This is a genomic window from Achromobacter sp. (assembly GCF_049647645.1).
In the GTDB taxonomy this organism is placed as follows: domain Bacteria; phylum Pseudomonadota; class Gammaproteobacteria; order Burkholderiales; family Burkholderiaceae_B; genus Achromobacter.
Genome location: NZ_JBARYB010000083.1, coordinates 41,035 through 59,134 on the forward strand (window position 1 = coordinate 41,035; position 18,100 = coordinate 59,134).

An 18,100-nucleotide genomic window follows, 5' to 3' on the forward strand; every position below is an offset into this window, starting at 1 on the left:
CATTAACGGCTTGCGGCAGGCGCGACGGGCTCGGCCTTGACGTGGACCGGGACTTGCGCGCTGGGCACGCGGACTTTTTCCTCGGGGGTCTCGGCGCCGTAGTCGTTGATGGTCGTGAACACGACGTCCACGTCCCGGGGCGAGGACAGCCCGGACAAGGGGTACTCGAGCACACCGCCAGGCGACACCATTCCGCCGTTGATCTCTTGCTGACCGCCGTTGATGGTCAGCGTGGCGAAGGTGACGTGATAGGCCGACGGATTGGCGATCTTCAGTACTGCACCCCTGCCGCCTGAGGCGACAGCCCATTGCAGTTGCTGACGCTGTTCGCCAGGTTTTCCTGCCAGGCCCGAGGGCCGATAGAACAGTTTGATGCGGGTGCGCACCGCGATCTGCAGCACGTTTTCGTCCTGGCTCTTTTCGGGGATTTCCTTGACGTTGAGCCAGAACACCGATTCGCGGTCGAGGGGCAGATTGCCGGCCAGGCGCAGGATGCGCAGCATGTTTTCCTGGCCCGGATCCAGCCGCGACAGCGGCGGGCTGGCCACGAACGGCGCCTTGGCACTTCCTTCGCCGGCATCGATCCAGGCTTGCACGACGTAAGGGGACAGGCCTGTGTTCTTGACGGGAATGGAGGACTCGCGGTCCTTCTCGTTGAAAATGACGCGAGTGCCGCCAACCAGCACGCCGGCTGCCGCATTGGCGTGGGCCAGCGTGGCTGCCAGGGCGAAAATCATGAAGGGCCGCGCCTTGAGGACGAACCGTTGCGCGATGTCTTTCAGCATGAGGGTCTCGATGTTTTGCTCGCAAGCCATCCAGTTCCCGAGGAACCGCGTGCTGCGATGGATGCTGGCGGCCAGCCCCTTTCTAGAGGGGCCGGCGGTCCGGCAAAAAGTGGCTTACTTGTAGTTCACCGTGAACTGCGCGGTGGCATTGGCGGGGCCGACGGTGACCGCGTTGGCGGTCGAGACATAGACGGCGCCGAACTTCAGATTGTTGGTGCCGGCGCGCAGCGTGTACTCGGGGGACTCCGCTCCCAGCTTGATTTTTTTCTGTGCGGCATCGCGCAGTTCGACGGCCACGCCGGTGGCGTAACCGAGTTCGCCGATGCCGATGGCCAGCGTGTCCGTGTTGATGGTGTCTGCCGTGCCGGTGAACGTCACGCTTGCGCCCTTGGCCGTGGCGCTGCAGTTGGCCAGCTGGAGTTCGAATTGAGCGGGCGTCGAGTATTTGCCGACGGCGCCGTCGAGGGTGGTCCTTGACACTTTTCCAAGCGGGACGGTCAGGTTGGTTGCTTGGGGAGAGACGTCGCAGGGCGAATCGACGATTTCGCCGACGAAATTGATGCGCCCGTCTTCGGCCAAGGCGGTTTGGGAAATAGCGGCTGCCGTGGCGAGCAGGGCAAACTTGACGAGGGTGTTCTTGTTCATGGAAGTAAATATCCTGAGTCGATTAATAATCAAAAACGCCGCCTGGGAATTATTGAAAACAGATGGCGGCCGACTTTTGAAATGCTGTCCAGGGGGTTTCAGGAATTAACTTCCGTGTGATTCGGTTGTTCTCAACATTCAATTCCAATGTTGATAAAAAGGCGCAGCCAGATAATCAATTCTTCTGCTCCTTCGAATCCCGCGTCCTGCATTTCGTCGGCAACCGAAAGTTAAAAGAACCAGGATTTGTGAAATGTAGGAATCCTCCCTTCTTGTTGTATGAAATTTCATATGAAAAAGATGGTTGGCGATTCTTGCCAATAATTGCCAATATTGTCGGAATGAAGCGATTTAATTGGTATTTTTTGGGCTTCATTGGGCCGTGATTTGAAAGCAACGTTTCGTGGATTTTGTTGGGCCGCGACCGCGTGCAATGGGTTTGCAACATGCCTTCTGCGATAAAATCGCCGCTGCGCAGCGCGTACTAAATTCAGCCACCGACACCCTCCAGAATGAAGCCGGAAGTTCTTGCGAGCGCTATGCAGCGCAGCGGCGGTGTCCGCACCCGGATGACGGTTGTGGCGGCCGCGATTCTCCTAATCCTATTTGCGTTTGGCGCGCCGATCATTGCCGGATCCTTGCAGCAACAGTTCGCATCGGCCGCAACCTGGTCCTGGGCATTGAATGGCGCGTTATTGCTTGCGCTTTTGTCGGCCGGACTGGTATTGCGGCGTACAGCGGTCAAAGACCGCGATCCCATGCGGCGCCTGAAGCAAGTCGCCAATTTGATTGCAGCGGCGCCCGTGGACATGGGCGTGCGGGAAAAATCGCTGCGCCTGGTCGGTCCCAGCGCGGGCCTGCAGCGCTTTGCCGACATCGTCATCAGGAATGGATGGGCCAGGCCGGAGTACCTCGACATGGCGTTCCTGTCCGGTGACGAGAAGGATCGGATCCCGATGCCGCCCAACCTTGCCGCCATGGTGAGCGAGTTCCAGGCCGCGGTGGCCAGCGGCGAGCCGAGAGCGTATGACTTCAGCCACAAGGTGGAGGCTGTCGGCATCAAGGCGGTACACCAGGCATGGGTTTTTCCGCTGCGGGGCGCCGACGATCAAGTCATAGGCATGTTGTCCGTGGGCATGTATCTACTGGGTCATGGCCAGTCGCTGGATGATTCGGCAAGCGCGCATCGCAGGGCAGAGCGCATCAACGACATGAAGACCCGTTTCCTCGCGGCGGTCAGCCGCGATGTGCGCAATCCCTTGAATGCCATGGCGGGGTTGCTGGAGATGGCCTCGCTCGATCCCGCGACGCCCCGCCAATCGAGAGAGATGCTGGCGACCGTGCGGTCCTCTGCCCAGTCGCTGCTTCAGTTGCTTCCATCCATCGTCGATACCCGCAGCATGGAGACAGGCGATCTCCTGTGCACGCACGCGCCTATTTCCCTGCGCAGGGTCGCCGCGGACGTGGTTGCGCTGTTCGCGCCCAGCGCCTACGAGAAAGGCATCAGCTTGACGCTGGAGGTGGCTCCGGAGGTTGCCGCCAGCCATTTGACGGATGCGCAAGGGGTGAATCAGTTGCTCAACAATTTTCTGTCGAACGCCATACGCTACACGGCGCGCGGCGGGGTCCGGATACACCTGGACGGCACCCCGGTGGAAAATGGCCAGCAATGGGTCACGCTGTCCGTCATCGATACCGGCAGCGGCATCGAGCCGTACATACAGCAGAAGCTGTCGGAGTCCCGCTATGAGGCGGGACTCAGCGCCTCTCCCGATGGCGCCGGCCTGGGTTTGCACTACTGTCAGCAGATGGTGCACCGCATAGGCGGAACCATCCGCATCTCCAGCGCTGTCGGCGAGGGCACCCATGTCCATGTCCGCGTGCCGTTGGCGCTCGGCTCCGGTGAGTTGGAAGAGGTGGCGCGGGCGGCCGCGCCAGAATTGGCGCAGCGGCCCGCCACCGGACTGCGGACGCTGGTTGTCGAAAGCCTGGCCGGCAATCGCCTGCTGCTGAAAAGCCAATTGGAATTCCTCGGCCATGAGGTCCAGGTGGCCGAGCACGGCGCGCAGGGACTGGCGTTGGCCGGGGAGAGCCGGTTCGACCTGGTTGTTTGCGATGGCGCGCTTCCGGACATGGATGGCGCCCGGTTTATCCAGATGTTGCGTGCGGGTGCAGGGGAAAGCGCCGCTGTTCCCGTGCTGGGCTACGCGGCCGACGCGCGCACCGAGGATTGCGAGGCGGGCTTGCGGGCCGGTATGGACGAGGTATTGGTGAAGCCTGCCGGCCTGCGGGAGTTGCAACAGGCGCTGGCCGCCTGCCTGCCGGCGGCAGGCGTCCCCAGTGGGCTTGCGCGGGATGGAGGGGCATAGTGGTCCATCGCGAGCCTGGCGCCATACTCACATTTTCCGTGTTCCTGAACATGGCGTTGGCGGCGGCGCTGGTCGCCGCACTGGTCTGGATCGCCCTGCGCATCCGCGCTTCCAGTTCGCCGCGCGGCGAGCTGGCCGGACTGGCACGCTTGGCGGATACGCTGCCCGTCGCGCTTTTCATCCGGGATCTCGATCTCAACCTGGTGACAAGCACTGATTCGCTCGAAGAGTACGTCGCCACTTGCCGCCGCGAGGGCTGGAGTCATCCCCTGCATGCCTCGCTGACGTCCTTGTCCGCGTCGGCTCCTGGAAGCGAGCCGCCTTCCAATCTGGACGAGATCATCCGCGACTATCGCCAGGTGCTGGCCAGCGGCGAAGCGCTGGTCCGCGAGCATTCCTTCACGCATGATCCCGCGTCCGGGGTTGCCGCGTGGGCCGCGCCCTTGCGCGGGTCGGATGGGGCCGTCATCGGCTTGATCGGGGGCAGCGCGCGTTTTCGCGGATTCCCCGACATGCTGCGGGAAGTGTCCGAAACCCGGCTGGGCATGGAGAGGGCCAATTTGATGAAATCGACGTATCTTGCGTTCATTAGCCATGAAATTCGCACTCCCTTGAATGCGATCATCGGCATGCTCGAACTGATGCTGGAGCGTGGCGGCCTGTCCGGCGATACGCGCGAGAAGCTTGCGGTGTCGCGCCAGTCGGCTCAATCGCTGTTGTCCCTGATCAGCGGCCTGATCGACATATCCAAGCTGGAGACCGGCCATTTCCAGCTGCGGCGCAAGAATGTCGACCTGCGCGCGCTGGCGGCCGACACCTTGGCGCCGTTCCGGGCTGCCGCCGAGGCGAAGGGCCTGCAGCTGTCGCTGGACATAAGGGGTGAGCTCGCGGAGCGCCATTTTTCAGATCCAATCCGTCTCAAGCAACTGCTGGACAAGCTGTTGTCCAATGCGGTTCGCTTTACGGAGCATGGCCGCATCGACGTTGCGTTGAGCGCCGGGCGGGCTACGGAGGAGATCCAGTGGATCACGTTTTGCGTGACGGACACCGGCCCCGGGATCGCCGCGGATGTCCAAGCCAGGTTGGCTGCGCCGCACTTTGAGCCGGCACTCAGGGAGCAGGGCGCCGGTATCGGCTTGGGGCTGGCCATATGTAGTGAACTCGCGCGATTGATGGGCGGGTCCCTGGAGATTTCCAGCGCGGCTGGGCAGGGCGCCAGGATATCGGTGCAGTTGCCGCTGGCGCTGCCGCCTTCGGAACATGCGACCGTAACGACGGCGCCAACGGCAGCGGATGCAGGCGGCCTGCGCATACTCGTTATCGACGACCATGAAGCCAACCGGCTGTTGCTCAAGCATCAGTTGCGGATGTTGAAGCACTCGGCGCACTTCGCTCAGAACGGCGCGGCCGGCCTGGCGTTGGCGGAGCGGCTAGAGTTCGATCTGGTCATCTGCGACTGCGTCATGCCCGTCATGGACGGCGCTGCGTTCACGGCCGCCCTGAGGGCTGGCGGCGGGGTGAATGCGGCGACGCCGGTGCTGGGCTATACCGCGAGCGAACTTGAGCTCGACCTGGCTTCGGGGGCGCAGGCGAGCATGAACGCCGTGTTGATCAAGCCCGTGGATCTGCAGACGCTGCAATCCTTCATCCTCGCGCACGGCAGACGCCCGCCGGCCGCCGAGCCCACGATCCATTGAAGGGGGACGACATGTCGACTGTCTTGATTGTTGATGATCATCCGGCGTTTCGTCTGGTCCTGAGGACGCAGATCGCACTATTACCCAGCGCCAGCCGGATACTTGAAGCGGACAACGGGGTCGACACGCTGGCGTTGGCCAAGAGCGAGCGCCCGGATTTGATCGTGCTTGATCTGGATATGCCCAAAATGGGCGGCCTGGAAGCCATTTCCAGAATTCTTGCCGTCAATCCGGACTTGCGGATACTGGTGGTATCGGCGCATGATCCTTCGGTTTTCGCGTCGCGCGTGGCGGAGTTGGGCGCCTGTGGCTACGCCAGCAAGCGTCTGGAAATCAAGGAGCTGGTCCGCTGCATTGAATCCGTGCTGGCGGGCTATAGCGTATTTCCGAATTCGGCCAAGGCCGCGAGCAACGCGGACGTGGTGGACTCTTATCAGAAAAGACTGGACCTGCTCTCCAACAAGGAAATGGTCGTCACCCAGATGCTGGCGCAGGGATTGAGCAACAAGGAAATCGGCGACGCGCTATTCATCAGCAATAAAACGGTGAGCACGCACAAGACCAGGATAATGAACAAATTGCAGATCGGCTCTCTGGTCGAATTGGTCGATTTCGCAAGAAAGTCGAAAATTTCGATGTAAAAAACTTGATACGGCGTATCTCCGCGTGAAGAATCCAACGGCTCCGGTCATTCAGCCCGCGCAGGAAACTCCACAGTTGCACACTGTGGCGGTGCTGCGCAGCGAGCTGCTTTCCAAGGTCGGCAACGACCCGGAGATCGCCGCCGAGCTTGCTCATAGCCTGGATCACAACCACAGGGAGGATGTCGATGCCTTATTGCTGGCGGTCGGGCAGGAACAGTGGGCGGAGGTCAAGCGATACGCGCACAGAATCCTGAATACTGCGCAATTGCTGGGCTGCGACGAGCTGGTTGGACTTTGCATGCGTGTTGAAGATGTGCTCGCAAGGGAGGCGGACCAGGCGCGAGCGGACCTGTTGGCCGAGTATGTCCCGGTGGTCAAAAATTTGAGCGTGGTCCTGGAGCGCGTGAGCCGCACATTCTGAATCGTCCTACATTTTTCGTTCCCAAAGCGCCGTAGAGTGGCGGATTGTGAATTTCGTCTCCAAGCTCACCAGGAATGAAATATGAAACGCGCCACAGCGCAAAGCCAGCAGCTTGGCGACGAGGAAGTCATGTCGATGGCACGGTGCGGCGACGGCTTGAGTGTCGTGCTGCAGCCGCAGTTCAATCTGCTGAACGGCGAAATGGTCGCCGCGGAATGCCTGGCCCGTTGGAAGCACCCGGTAAAGGGTGAGATCGGGCCGGCCGAATTCGTTCCCGCCGTCCATCGCCTCGGCGTGGATCTGCTTTTTTTTGAACAGATCTGCCGCTTGGCGGTCGCGGCTTCCGGCGCGCTGCGCGAGCAGGGAATCGACGTACCCCTGGCAATCAACGCGTCGGCCTCGACTTTGGCCAGCCATGGCGCGATCGAGGCCCTGGCTCGCCATGCCGGCGCCGCGAATATCCCGTTGACGCGGTTCCGGATCGAGTTGACCGAGGACCAGCCTGTCACCCGCCTTGAACCGTTGCGCAAGTCGCTGAAGAAATTCGCGAAGGCCGGCTGCCAGGTCAGCATGGACGATTTTGGAACCGGCTATGCGTCCTTGCAGCTCTTGAACGCGCTGCCCATCGCCGAACTGAAGATCGACGGCCGTTTCGTGCGCCGCATCCGCCGAGACAAGAAAGCGCGCGAAATCACGCGCCTGTCGGTGTTGCTGGGGGAGCGGCTCGGCCTGCGCGTGATCGCCGAGGGTATCGAAAGCGCGCCGGACATCGCCCTGCTCCAGTCCATGGGGTGCAGCCATGGGCAGGGCTATGTGCTGTCTCCGCCCATTCTGCTTTCCGAGTTTCTCGAAAGCCGCAAGCGGTAGGCGCGCCAGGGCCGGATTCCTGTGAAAATACCCATTTCCAGGGATATGCGGTTTCACCCGGCTGAGACATAGTTCAGGCTGGGCAATTCCGCCCGCTCTCATCCGATGATCGCCCACATGCTTGCTTCCGAGTCGACCCTGCCTGCCCCGGTGCTGCTGGTGGAGGACGAACCCCTGATCTGCCGCCGGCTGGAAGGCCTGTTGCTGCAGCTCGGCTATGCCCCCGAGGCGCTGGTGTACGCCGCCACGCTGGCGCAGGCGCGCGAGCGGCTTGCCAGCCAGCCGTTCGCGCTGGCGCTGGTCGATCTGGGTCTGCCCGATGGCAACGGCACGGATCTGATTGCCGAGATGCATGCGGAGGATCCCAGCCTGGCGATCCTGGTGATTTCGGCATGGAGCACGGAAGACGCAATCCTTGCTGCGTTGCGCGCGGGCGCCACGGGCTACGTGCTCAAGGAGCGCGACGACCTGGAGGTGTCCCTGTCCATACGCAGCGTGCTGCGCGGCGGGGCGCCGATCGATCCCTTCGTGGCCCGCCGCATCATTGAAGAGTTGCGCCCCAGGCGGGCGGAGCCGCCCGACGCCGCGGCAGGCGATCCGGGCGAGCCTGCTGAATCGGGCGAAACCCTGAGCCCGCGCGAGAGCCAGATCCTGCGCCTGGTCTCCGAGGGGCTGGGCAACCGCGAGATCGCCGAGGAACTGCATCTGTCGCGCTACACCGTCGAATGCCACGTCAAGCACATCTACCGCAAGCTCGCCGTTTCTTCGCGGACGCGGGCCATACACGCGGCGCGCACGCGCGGCTTGCTCGATTGAAGTGGCTGGCCGTCCTGTGGCTGGCGCTGTGGCTGGCGCCGGCGTGGGCCCAGGAGCCCGCTGGCGCCTGCATGGCGCAGGTGCTGTCGATACAGGTCGCCAAGGGCGCTGACGACGGCCGCAGGCCCGAGTCGGCGCAGTGGCAGGCGGTCGAGCTGCCCGACGACTGGAGCGCTCGCTGGCCGGGGTACAGCGGCACGGCCTGGTACCGGATCGGCTGGCGGCGCGATTGCGCTGGCGCTGGCGCGGCGGCCGGGCAGGTGGCGCTGGCGCTGGAGTCGGTCGTCATGGCGGGCGAGGTCTACATCAACGACGAACGGATCTGGAGCGACCCGCAGCTGACCGAGCCGCTGTCGCGCAGCTGGAACATGCCGCGCTACTGGCTGATTCCCGACGTCTTGCTGCATCCGGGCGAGAACACCTTGTGGATCCGGGTGGTCGGCGTGGCAGGGCAAACACCAGGCTTGGGGCCGGTCTATCTTGGCGGTCAAGGCCCTGTGTTGCAGCGCTACGAAGACCTGTGGTGGCGCCACCGCACGCTGTTCACGCTCAACCTGATCGTCTCGGCGGTTCTGGGGGGGCTGTGCTTCTGCATCTGGCTCATGCGCCGCGAGCAGCGCGCCTTTGGCTGGTATGCGCTGATGGCCTTGTTCTGGGTGTTGTTCGTCGCCAATGTACTGATGACCAGTCCCTGGCCGTTCCCGGACAGCCTGATGGCGGCCCGGGCCAACATTATGGTGCTGGTGCTGTACGTGGCGTGCTTCTGCGTGTTTACGTGGCGCTTCGGCGGGCAGTCCTTGCCGCGCATCGAAAAGGCGCTGTGGCTGCTTGCGGCAGTGCTGCTGGCGGTGCTGGCCTTGGTGCCGCGGGTTCATTTGGCGGATGCGCAACTGGGCATCGTGCTGACCGTGTCCGCGATCTTCTTCGCCAATTGCCTCCAGTTTTCGCTGCATGCGTTGCGCACGCGGCGGCCCGAGCACGGCATGATGGCAGTTTGCCTGCTGGCTTTTCTGGCCGCCAGCGTCCATGATTTGTTGCTGGTGTTGAAGCTGATCGACAGCGAAAATACCTACACGCCGTTCACCAGCGTGGTAGTCACGCTGTGCATGTCCGCCGTGTTGGGGCTGCGCCATGCGCGCAATGTGCGCCGCATCGAGCGTTTCAACCAGGAACTCGCCGACGGCATCGGGCAGGCGCGCACCGAACTCGCCACCACGCTGGAGCGCGAGCACGCGCTGGCGCTGACCAACGCCAGGCTGCAGGACCGGCTTCAGATCGCGCACGATCTGCACGACGGACTGGGCGGTTCGCTGGTGCGCATGATGGCCATGGTGGAGCAGGCCAGCGTGCCGCTGCACAGTCAGCAGTTTCTTTCCATGCTCAAGCTGCTGCGCGACGACCTGCGTCAGACCATAGACAGCGGCTCGAGCGCGGGCGTCACGGTGCCAGCCACGCCGCGGGAATGGATAGCGCCGTTGCGCCACCGCTTCATGCAGCTGTTCGACGAACTGGACATCAGCGCCAGCTGGCGGGTGCCCGAGCAGTGGCGCACGCCGCCCAGCGCCTTGCAGTGCATGGCGCTGACGCGACTGGTGGAGGAATCGCTGGTGAACGTGCTCAAGCACAGTCGCGCCCGGCGCGTGGAGCTGGAACTGCGCCAATCCGAGCCGGACCGCCTGGAACTGCGCATCGGGGACGACGGCGCTGGTTTCGATGTGGCCGCAGTGCTGCGGGCGGGCATCAGCGTGGGCATGCGCAGCATGCATACCCGCATCGCCAGGGTAGGGGGCTCGCTGGACGTGGCGTCGCGGCCAGGCCAGACCGAGCTGATCGCCACGCTGGAGCTGCGCGCGCCCCAGGCCTGAGGCCCCGGCTACTTGGCCGTGTTTTCGTCGTCCACCGTCAGCCCGCCGCTTTGCATGATGCTTTGGGCGATCTCTTCGGCGGATTTGCCGCCAAAACCGTGTTCGCCGGCAGTGATGCGGAAGCTGTCGCCTTCCAGCGGGCTTCGCAGCGTGACGGAGGACAGCAGCACGCCGCCCGAACGCAGCTGGATGCGCTTGCCCACGCGGTCTCGCGTGAAGTCGGCCAGGGCCTGGCGGCTTTCTGGCTTGAGTTCGACGTCAACCATCCTGGCGGAGGTTTGCGGGTCGGCTCCGGCGGTAGCCCGCGCCACCTGCAGCACGACGGTTTCGGCGTATGCCGCGCAGGGCAGCAGCAGGGCAAGCACGGCCGCGCGGGCCAGTTGTCTCATTGATGGCATGGCAAGCTCCTTCTGATGGACAGCCCCTCCATCCTAGCCCATGTCGCGCCAGCGCCTGGCCGCGCGGACTAATATGGCGCCTCGGCTCCGGACAGAGCCGCCACCAAGGAGAGCTTCATGGCAGTGCGCGGGATCTGGTTGTTGTCTGGCTTGTTGCTGGCGGGCGTCGCCCATGCGGGATCGGCGCCGGCGGAGCTGCGCTGCGTCTCGGACAGCGGCAAGGTCGCGCTGGAAGGCTCGATTCCTTCGCCGTCTTCGGAGGAGCTGGATTTGAAGCTGCGTTACGCCGACGGCGGCCTGTCGTTCAATTCGAGCAAGAACGACAGCTACCTGGCGGAAGACTTTCCGCAGTCGGTGTTCACCCTGGTGGTGACGGGCAAGGACGTGCCGTTGACGCTGTACGCCCTGCCGTCCAGCGTCGCGGTAAAGAAGCGCGAGAACGGCGACGTCGCCGGCAAGTTCCTGGCCAAGCTGACGTCCGCGCGGCCGCCCACGGCGTCGGGTGTGCAGGCCGCTACCCCGCTGAAGGCCACCCTGAACTGCGAATACCGCTACTCGCTGTAGCCGAACCTTCCATCCGGCCGCCCGGCCCCTTGTTCCGATGGCTAGCCGTCGAAACAAGGGGCTTTTTGCCGTCTGAAGCCAGCGGATGCGCGGCGATGGCTGCGCGCTGAAAGCAGTTTCCGTGGGCGGAGTGTTGTTATTACGCCGCTTTGGCGGCTGCCTTGGCCGGCAATTTCAATGAAATTGACGTTATTCTGAATAAAAACTGACTCTTAGTTGAATGTAAAAATAGGAATGAATATCATTGGCACTCTTATAAAACCAAGAGCGCGCATAGCGCACCCGCCGCGGGGCGGTTCCTGAAAGAGTCCAATGAGCAAAGCAGATAGATCGACGGTCCATCCCAAGGCCGGTGGCAACCCTTCGGCCTCCATTTATGTGGCGGTATGCGGCGCCCTGGTGTCGCCGGGCCTGGCCCTGGCGCAAGGCAGCCTGGCGCCAGGCGCGGTGCACCAGCTGTCGCCCGTCCACGTGCAGGGGCAGGCGGTCAGCGACGGCTACGAAGCCAACATCGCCTCCTCTCCCAAGATGACGGCGCCCCTGCTGGATACGCCGCGGTCGGTGACGGTGATCACCGAACAGTTGATGCGCGACCGGGCGGCCACCTCGCTGATGGACGTGCTGCGCACCGCGCCGGGCATTACCTTTGGCGCCGGCGAAGGCGGCACGCCCACGGGCGACCGGCCCTTCGTGCGCGGCTACGAGGCCAGCACCGACATGATGGTCGACGGCATGCGCGACCTGGGACGTTTCTCGCACGAGACCTTCAACCTGGAGTCGGTGGAGATACTGAAGGGGCCGAGTTCCGCGTATTCCGGCCGCGGGTCGACCGGCGGCAGCATCAACCTGGTCAGCAAGAGCCCCAAGCTGGAGAACTTCGCCGAAGGCACCGTCGGCGTCGGCACCGATGACAACTGGCGCCTGACGGGCGACGGCAATTGGGCGCTGGGCGAAAGCTCGGCGTTCCGCCTGAATTTCATGAAGCAGGGCGGCGACATCCCGGGCCGCGACCACGTCGAGACCGATCGTTGGGGCGTAGCGCCGTCGTTCTCCTGGGGCCTGGGCACGCCCACGCAGGTGACGCTCAGCTACTACCACCTGCAGAACGACGACACGCCCGACCTGGGCATTCCGTTCAAGAACGAATCGCGCCCTGATCGTGTTACTCCACCCAAGGTCGACCGCAACAACTACTACGGTCTGATTGGACGCGACTACCGCAAGAACCAGGCCGACATGACCACGCTGATGGTCGAGCACAAGTTCAGCGACAAGCTGAAGCTGCGCAATGGCACGCGCTATAGCGAATCCACCAACGAATACGTGATGACGCGCCCGTCCTTCGATAACTGCGCGGCCCGCGTCGGCGGCAGGCCCAATCCCGCCTATGGCGTGGCGCCGTGCTCGAACGAGGCGGACGGCGTGCAGATGAGCAAGGCCCTGCGCAGCCTGAACCAGACCAACCGGTCCTTCGTCAACCAGACCGACATGTTCGGCGAGTTCACCGCCGGCGGCCTGCGCCACAGCTACGTAGCCGGTCTGGAGTTCAGCACGGAAACCATCAGCAAGCGCGACGGCGTGCCCTCCGGCGGCTTCGACAAGACCCTGGTGGACGACCTGTACAACCCGAATCCCCGCCAGCCGTATACCGGCAGCCTGAGCTGGGGTCCGCGCTACGACGCGGCCAAGACCATCACGCGCGCGGCCTACGTGTTCGATACGGTCAAGTTCAGCGAGCAGTGGGAAGCCAACGCCGGCCTGCGCTATGACAACTACCGCGTGACCAGCGGCAACGTCGAGCGCACCGACAATATGTGGAACTACCAGTTGGGCCTGGTCTACAAGCCTGCGCCCAACGGCAGCATCTACGTGTCCTATGGCACCTCGTCCAACCCCTCCGGCGAAACCGCGGGCCAGTCTGGCGGCGCGGATGGCGCGGCGGGCGGCCGCTTGACCGCCGGCACCGCGGCGCTGGCGCCCGAGAAGAGCCGCAGCATCGAGCTGGGCACCAAGTGGGATGTGTTCGACGAGCGCCTGTCGCTGACGGCGGCAGTGTTCGAAACCCGCAAGACCGATGCCCGCAGCTCCGATCCCATCACCGGTGACGTGACCTTGTCCGGCAGCAACCGCGTGCGCGGCATCGAGCTGGGCGTGGCGGGTTCCATCACGCCGAAGTGGCAGGTCTGGGGCGGCTATAGCTACATGGATCCGAAGGTCACCAGCTACCAGAGCGGCGGCAGCGACTTCAGCGGCAATCAGATGAAGTTCATCGCCCGCCAGAGCGTCAGCCTGTGGACGACCTACAAGTTCCTGCCCGAGCTGACGGTGGGCGCTGGCGCAACCTTCACGGGCAAGCGCTACGTGGACGACGCCAACGTCTACCAGCTGCCTTCCTACTGGCGCTACGACGCGATGGCGGCCTATCAGTTCAACAAGAACTTCGGCCTGCAGCTGAACCTGAACAACCTGACCGACGAAACCATCTACGAGGCTTCGCACGTGGGCTTGTTCAGCTACGTCGCGCCTGGCCGTTCGGCGATGCTGACCGCCACGTTCCGGTACAACTGACGCGGATCGCGCCAGCCCCGCGCCTGCAGGGCTGGCGTTGCGGATTCACGCGTCAGTCGATACGCGCGCCGGAGATCTTGACGGCCTCGGCCCACTTCGCGATTTCCTTCTGCACGAACGCCTGGAACTGTTCAGGCGTGGACGGCGTGAACTCGCTGCCGGAGGCCACGATCTTCTCCTTGGTCTTCGGGTCTGCCATGACCTCGCGCATGTCCGCCGAGATTTTCTCCACCAGCGGCTTGGGCGTTCCCTTGGGGGCGAAGAAGCCCGACCAGGGGGGCGCGGCATAGCCGGGGAAGCCCTGTTCGGCCACCGTGGGATAGTCGGGCGCGCTGGCAAAGCGTTCGCCCGTGGTCAGCGCCACGATCTTCAGCTTGCCGCTCTTGGCATACGCCTGCACGGCTGGCAGGCCCGTGATGCCCACCTGGATCTGGCCGCCCAGCAGGTCGGTCACCATCGGCGAGCTGCCACGGTAAGGAATGTGCGCGATCTCGAACTTGCCCTGGTTCTTGATCAGTTCCATGCCCAGGTGCGACGCCGTGCCGTTGCCGTCCGAGCCATACGAGTAGTGCGCATCGGGCTTCTTCAGCAGCGCGATCAGCTCCTGCAGGGTGTTGGCCGGCACGTCGTTGTTGACGATGATGGCGTTGGGATACAGGGTGGCCTGCGTGATGGCCTCGAAATCCTTGACCGGGTCATAGCGCATGTTCTTGTAGAGCGAGGTATTGATGCCGTGCGACCCTGTCACGCCCAGCACCAGGGTATAGCCGTCGGGCGCGGCGCGGGCCACGTATTCCGAACCGACGTTGCCGCCCGCGCCAGGCTTGTTTTCCACCACGACCGGCTGCCCCCACTTCTTGGAGAGTCCTTCGGCCACCAGGCGCGCGGTGATGTCGGTGGCGCCGCCGGCCGGGAAGGGCACGACGATGGTGACCGCGCGCGTGGGGAAGTTGTCCGTGCCCTGCGCGAAGGCAGGAGCAGCCGCCAGTCCGATGGCGCTGGCCAGCAGCGCCAGCAGGGTGCGCCGGGTGCGTGGGCGCGAGTGAGTGGTGGAGGTAGTCGAGTACGTCATGGTTCAAGCCCCTTGTAGTGTGATGCAAGCCTTGCGTGAAGTGGGTGGCGGCGATCGCGCTAGAGCGCGGTGTATCCGCCGTCCGCGCGTATGTCCGCGCCCGTGATGAACGAGGCGGCATCGCTGATCAGGAAAACTGCTGTTTGCGCGATTTCGTCGGTAGTGCCGAGGCGTCCGGCGGGATACTTGGCCGACAGCGCGGCGTCGGCGGCCTGCGCGCTGCCGTAGCGCGCGACCAGCCGGCTGGTGAGCACCGCGCCCGGAGAAAGGCTCAGGCCGCGGATGCCGTCGGCCGCATGGTCCACCGCGATGGCGCGCGCCAGCGCGATCAGGCCGGCCTTGCTGGCGCCGTAGGCGCCGCGGCCCGGCGCGGCCACGCTGCCCAGCTGCGACGCGATGTTCAGCACCACGCCGCCGCCGGCCCGCGCCATGTGAGGGATGGCGTACTTGCTCATCAGCCATGCGCCGGTCAGGTTCACGTCCAGCGCCTGTCGCCATTGTTCCAGCGTCAGATCCGCGACCTTGTTGCCCGGCGTGACAGTGGCGGCGTTGTTCACCAGGGCGTGGATGGCGCCCCAGTGCGCCGCGGTATGTTCGACCGCTACGCGGGTAGCGTCCGCGTCGGTCACGTCGCAGGTGCGCGTGAGTATCAGTGCATCCGGCGCGTCCAGTGTCTGGCGGCATTGCGCGAGCAGTTCCGGATCCCGGTCCAGCAGGGCCACGCGAGCGCCGGCAAGCAGGCAGTGCGCGGCAATCGCCTGGCCCAGTCCGCCGGCCGCGCCGGTAAGGATCACAGTCTTGCCGTTCAGTGCGGATGTGGCTGTCGTCGTCATAGCGGCAGCGCTCCCAGCGAGGCGCCGCCGCAGACATAGAGCGTCTGTCCGGTGATGGCGCCGGCCTGCTCGCCCAGGAAGAAGGCGATGGCCGCGGCGACTTCGCGCGCTTCGATCAGGCGTCCCAGCGGCAGATCGACCCGGGGCGGCGCCCCGCGCTGCGGGTCATGCAGCATCGGGGTATCGACCGCCCCGGGCGCGATCACGTTGACGGTAATGCCGCGGACGATGAGTTCGGCCGCCAGGCTGCGCGCCAGTCCTATCTGCGCGGATTTGGTCGCGGCGTAGGCCAGGCGGTGGGCGCGGCCCAGCACGGCGCGGCTGGATACCAGTACGATGCGGCCGCGGCCGTGCGGCAGTTGCGGCGCCAATGCGCGGACCAGCGCCATCGGCGCGGCCCCATGCAGTTGCCACAGCAATTCCGTGTCTTCCGGCCGCGTATCCAGTGCGCCGCCGGTGCGCACCACGCCGGCGCAATGCGCCAGCGCGGTCGGGGCGCAGTCGTCCAGCAGGGCGCACAGGCCGCGCAAGGCGGTGGCGTCGGCCAGATCGCAACGCAGATGGCGATACTGCCCATGGCCCAGGATGGCGGCGGGCGCGATGTCTACGCCCGTCACCCGCCAACCCGACGCCAGCAGCAGCTCGGCCAACGCCAGGCCGATGCCGGACGATGAACCCGTCAGGACGCAATGCGCCTGCGCATTCCGCTCAGTCATGGCGAGGTGCTCAGTCGGCCAGCGTGGTCAGGCGCTTTTCCATGGCGCGCATCTGCTCGTAGCCCATCAACTGCATGATGTCTTCGATGCCCACCAGCAGGTCGGGGCGGTCGGCCGGCTCGCCGCTGGCGATCACGCCCTGCATCACTTGCAGTGCCTGGCGCATGCCTTGGATGGCGGCGGCGGGCAGCATGCGCGGCAGGCTGATGCGCTTGACGCCGATTTCCTTCAGGCGCGGCAGCGGGATCAGCGGCGTGGTGGGACGGTTGCGGATGCCGAATCCCATGTTGATGCTGACCGGGATGCCAGCGGCGTCCACCAGGCGCTTGATGTCGTCTTCGGTGCGCACGGCGTCGGGGAACAGCATGTCGGCGCCGGCCCGGGCATAAGCGCGGGCGCGCTTGACCGCGCCTTCTATGCCTTCGATCGCGAGGGAGTCGGTGCGGGCGATGATGACGAAGTCATCGTCGCGCCGCGCCAGGCAGGCGGCCTCGATCTTCTTGACCATTTCCGCCTCGCTCACCACGTCCTTGCCGGGCATGTGGCCGCAGCGCTTGGGGCTGACCTGGTCTTCGAGGTTGATGCCGGCGACGCCGGCTTCCTCGAACATCTGTACCGTGTGATAGACGTTCACAGGGTTGCCATAGCCGGTGTCGGCGTCGGCCGTGAGGGGGATGGCGACGGAGCGCGCCAGGTGGCGGCAATGCGTGACGTTTTCCGACAGCCCCATCACGCCGATATCGGCGATGCCCAGCAAGGCATTCGACACGGCCGCGCCGCTGGTGCAGGCGGTCTTGAAACCCGCGGCTTCGACCAGGCGGATGCTGTATCCATCGTACACACCGGGGGAGACGATGAAGGGTTCGTTCTTCAGCAATTGCCGGAACTGGTGGCGCGGGTTGTTCATGTCGTACTGCTCCAAAGGGCGTTAGGCGGCCGAAACGGGATGTCCGGCAATGCCGGACGCCCCTTCCGCCAGATGTTCAAAAAGATGTTGCGCGGCGCGTTCGATGTGCGAGCGCATGAGCGATTCCGCCAATTCGGCATCACGCGCCCGGATGGCGCGCAGGATCTGCCAGTGCTCGGCGTAGGCGTCGTCCTTGCGCTCCAGCACGGTGCCGGAGTGCCGGCGGTAGACGCGCAGCAGGTGATAAAGGTCGCCGCAAAGGGCGTTGATGATGCGGTTGTTGCCGCTGGCGCGCACGATGCGCTCATGGAAGTCGAAGACCCGCGGCGCCGGCGCGCCGCCATTGGCGGCTTCCAGGCGGCGTTGGCGATCCTGCTCCAGTTCGACCAGCAATTGCGCGATTTCCGCGTCGCTCATGCGGCGGGTGGCCAGGTTGCAGGCCACGCCTTCCAGAGCCATGCGCATCTGGAATAGTTCCAGCGCGGACTCCGCCGACAGCGTCACCACGCGCGCCTTGATATAGGGCTCGCGCGTGATCAGCTGAATCCCTTGCAGGCGGCGCACCGCCTCCCGCACCGGGCCGCGGCTGACACCGAATTCCTGGGCCAGCGCGACTTCATTGATGACGCTGCCCGGGGCCAGCCGGCCTTGGTAGATCGCATCCAGCACCTGGTCGAAGACCACGTCGGCCAGCGGGCCGGTGGCGTCTTCCTTGATGGCGATAGAGGTCGTGACGGTGTTCATAGTGTTGACAGCCTATCAAAGGGATCTAAAAAGTGTCAACTCTTTTGGAGTTGGTTTTGTTTTGAGCCAGACTCGAGCTTGCTGGGCTCATACGGACAATTTGTACATTTTATCGAGTAATTTAGGGGTTATCCCTAGCTCTATGTGGAAAGTCCATCTATCTACACTTGCATAAGGGTAATGTGGAAC

The 18,100-nt window shown here is 64.3% G+C and carries 17 protein-coding genes; 9 read left to right on the forward strand and 8 right to left on the reverse strand.

Features of this window, described 5'->3' with window-relative positions:
- Positions 1 to 2: 2 nt before the first annotated feature.
- Both WBB14_RS09705 and WBB14_RS09710 read right to left on the reverse strand, forming a co-directional pair.
- Positions 3 to 785, reverse strand: coding sequence for a fimbrial biogenesis chaperone (locus tag WBB14_RS09705; RefSeq protein ID WP_424239636.1), 783 nt, complete (start codon positions 783 to 785; stop codon positions 3 to 5).
- Between the two features lie 114 nt (positions 786 to 899).
- Positions 900 to 1,430, reverse strand: a complete 531-nt coding sequence (locus tag WBB14_RS09710) for a fimbrial protein (protein ID WP_424239637.1) — start codon at positions 1,428 to 1,430, stop codon at positions 900 to 902.
- A gap of 512 nt (positions 1,431 to 1,942) precedes the next feature.
- Here WBB14_RS09710 and WBB14_RS09715 point away from each other — a divergent pair.
- From WBB14_RS09715 to WBB14_RS09745, 7 genes are all read left to right on the forward strand, one after another.
- Complete coding sequence (locus WBB14_RS09715; RefSeq protein ID WP_424239638.1) at positions 1,943 to 3,799, forward strand: hybrid sensor histidine kinase/response regulator; 1,857 nt, start codon at positions 1,943 to 1,945, stop codon at positions 3,797 to 3,799.
- Between the two features lie 38 nt (positions 3,800 to 3,837).
- Positions 3,838 to 5,496 (forward strand): ATP-binding response regulator, encoded by a 1,659-nt coding sequence (locus WBB14_RS09720; protein WP_424239639.1) that lies wholly within the window; start codon positions 3,838 to 3,840, stop codon positions 5,494 to 5,496.
- 11 nt (positions 5,497 to 5,507) lie between these two features.
- Complete coding sequence (locus tag WBB14_RS09725; protein ID WP_424239640.1) at positions 5,508 to 6,137, forward strand: response regulator; 630 nt, start codon at positions 5,508 to 5,510, stop codon at positions 6,135 to 6,137.
- Between the two features lie 25 nt (positions 6,138 to 6,162).
- Positions 6,163 to 6,561 carry an Hpt domain-containing protein gene (locus tag WBB14_RS09730; RefSeq protein ID WP_424239641.1) on the forward strand — a complete coding sequence of 133 codons (399 nt, stop codon included), beginning with the start codon at positions 6,163 to 6,165 and terminating at the stop codon, positions 6,559 to 6,561.
- Between the two features lie 135 nt (positions 6,562 to 6,696).
- Entirely contained in the window at positions 6,697 to 7,428 is a 732-nt protein-coding gene (locus WBB14_RS09735; RefSeq protein ID WP_424239685.1) for an EAL domain-containing protein, read from the forward strand.
- A 105-nt stretch (positions 7,429 to 7,533) separates the two neighbouring features.
- On the forward strand, positions 7,534 to 8,244 hold the full coding sequence (locus tag WBB14_RS09740) for a LuxR C-terminal-related transcriptional regulator (RefSeq protein WP_424239642.1): 711 nt from the start codon (positions 7,534 to 7,536) through the stop codon (positions 8,242 to 8,244).
- Positions 8,241 to 10,109 carry a sensor histidine kinase gene (locus tag WBB14_RS09745; protein WP_424239643.1) on the forward strand — a complete coding sequence of 623 codons (1,869 nt, stop codon included), beginning with the start codon at positions 8,241 to 8,243 and terminating at the stop codon, positions 10,107 to 10,109. Before WBB14_RS09740 ends, WBB14_RS09745 begins: the two co-directional genes overlap by 4 nt.
- Before the next feature lie 8 nt (positions 10,110 to 10,117).
- On the opposite strand, the gene WBB14_RS09750 is transcribed toward WBB14_RS09745, so the two are convergent.
- Complete coding sequence (locus WBB14_RS09750) at positions 10,118 to 10,507, reverse strand: SecDF P1 head subdomain-containing protein (RefSeq protein ID WP_424239644.1); 390 nt, start codon at positions 10,505 to 10,507, stop codon at positions 10,118 to 10,120.
- Positions 10,508 to 10,624: 117 nt separating this feature from the next.
- Here WBB14_RS09750 and WBB14_RS09755 point away from each other — a divergent pair, with 117 nt between their 5' ends.
- Together WBB14_RS09755 and WBB14_RS09760 are read left to right on the forward strand one after the other, a co-directional pair.
- On the forward strand, positions 10,625 to 11,071 hold the full coding sequence (locus WBB14_RS09755; RefSeq protein ID WP_424239645.1) for a hypothetical protein: 447 nt from the start codon (positions 10,625 to 10,627) through the stop codon (positions 11,069 to 11,071).
- A 312-nt stretch (positions 11,072 to 11,383) separates the two neighbouring features.
- Positions 11,384 to 13,639, forward strand: coding sequence for a TonB-dependent receptor (locus WBB14_RS09760; RefSeq protein WP_424239646.1), 2,256 nt, complete (start codon positions 11,384 to 11,386; stop codon positions 13,637 to 13,639).
- 52 nt (positions 13,640 to 13,691) lie between these two features.
- Here the strand turns inward: WBB14_RS09760 and WBB14_RS09765 are convergent, their stop codons facing one another.
- Genes WBB14_RS09765 through WBB14_RS09785 form a run of 5 tightly spaced genes read right to left on the reverse strand, consistent with a single transcriptional unit; the run spans position 13,692 to position 17,911 of the window.
- On the reverse strand, positions 13,692 to 14,711 hold the full coding sequence (locus WBB14_RS09765) for a Bug family tripartite tricarboxylate transporter substrate binding protein (RefSeq protein WP_424239647.1): 1,020 nt from the start codon (positions 14,709 to 14,711) through the stop codon (positions 13,692 to 13,694).
- Positions 14,712 to 14,770: 59 nt separating this feature from the next.
- Complete coding sequence (locus tag WBB14_RS09770; RefSeq protein WP_424239648.1) at positions 14,771 to 15,544, reverse strand: SDR family NAD(P)-dependent oxidoreductase; 774 nt, start codon at positions 15,542 to 15,544, stop codon at positions 14,771 to 14,773.
- A complete protein-coding gene (locus WBB14_RS09775) occupies positions 15,541 to 16,260 on the reverse strand; it encodes an SDR family NAD(P)-dependent oxidoreductase (protein ID WP_424239649.1) in 720 nt (239 codons plus the stop codon). The genes WBB14_RS09770 and WBB14_RS09775 overlap by 4 nt, the downstream gene beginning before the upstream one ends.
- Before the next feature lie 10 nt (positions 16,261 to 16,270).
- Positions 16,271 to 17,167, reverse strand: a complete 897-nt coding sequence (locus WBB14_RS09780) for an isocitrate lyase/PEP mutase family protein (protein ID WP_424239650.1) — start codon at positions 17,165 to 17,167, stop codon at positions 16,271 to 16,273.
- Between the two features lie 21 nt (positions 17,168 to 17,188).
- Entirely contained in the window at positions 17,189 to 17,911 is a 723-nt protein-coding gene (locus tag WBB14_RS09785) for a GntR family transcriptional regulator (protein ID WP_207467901.1), read from the reverse strand.
- Positions 17,912 to 18,100 lie beyond the last annotated feature (189 nt).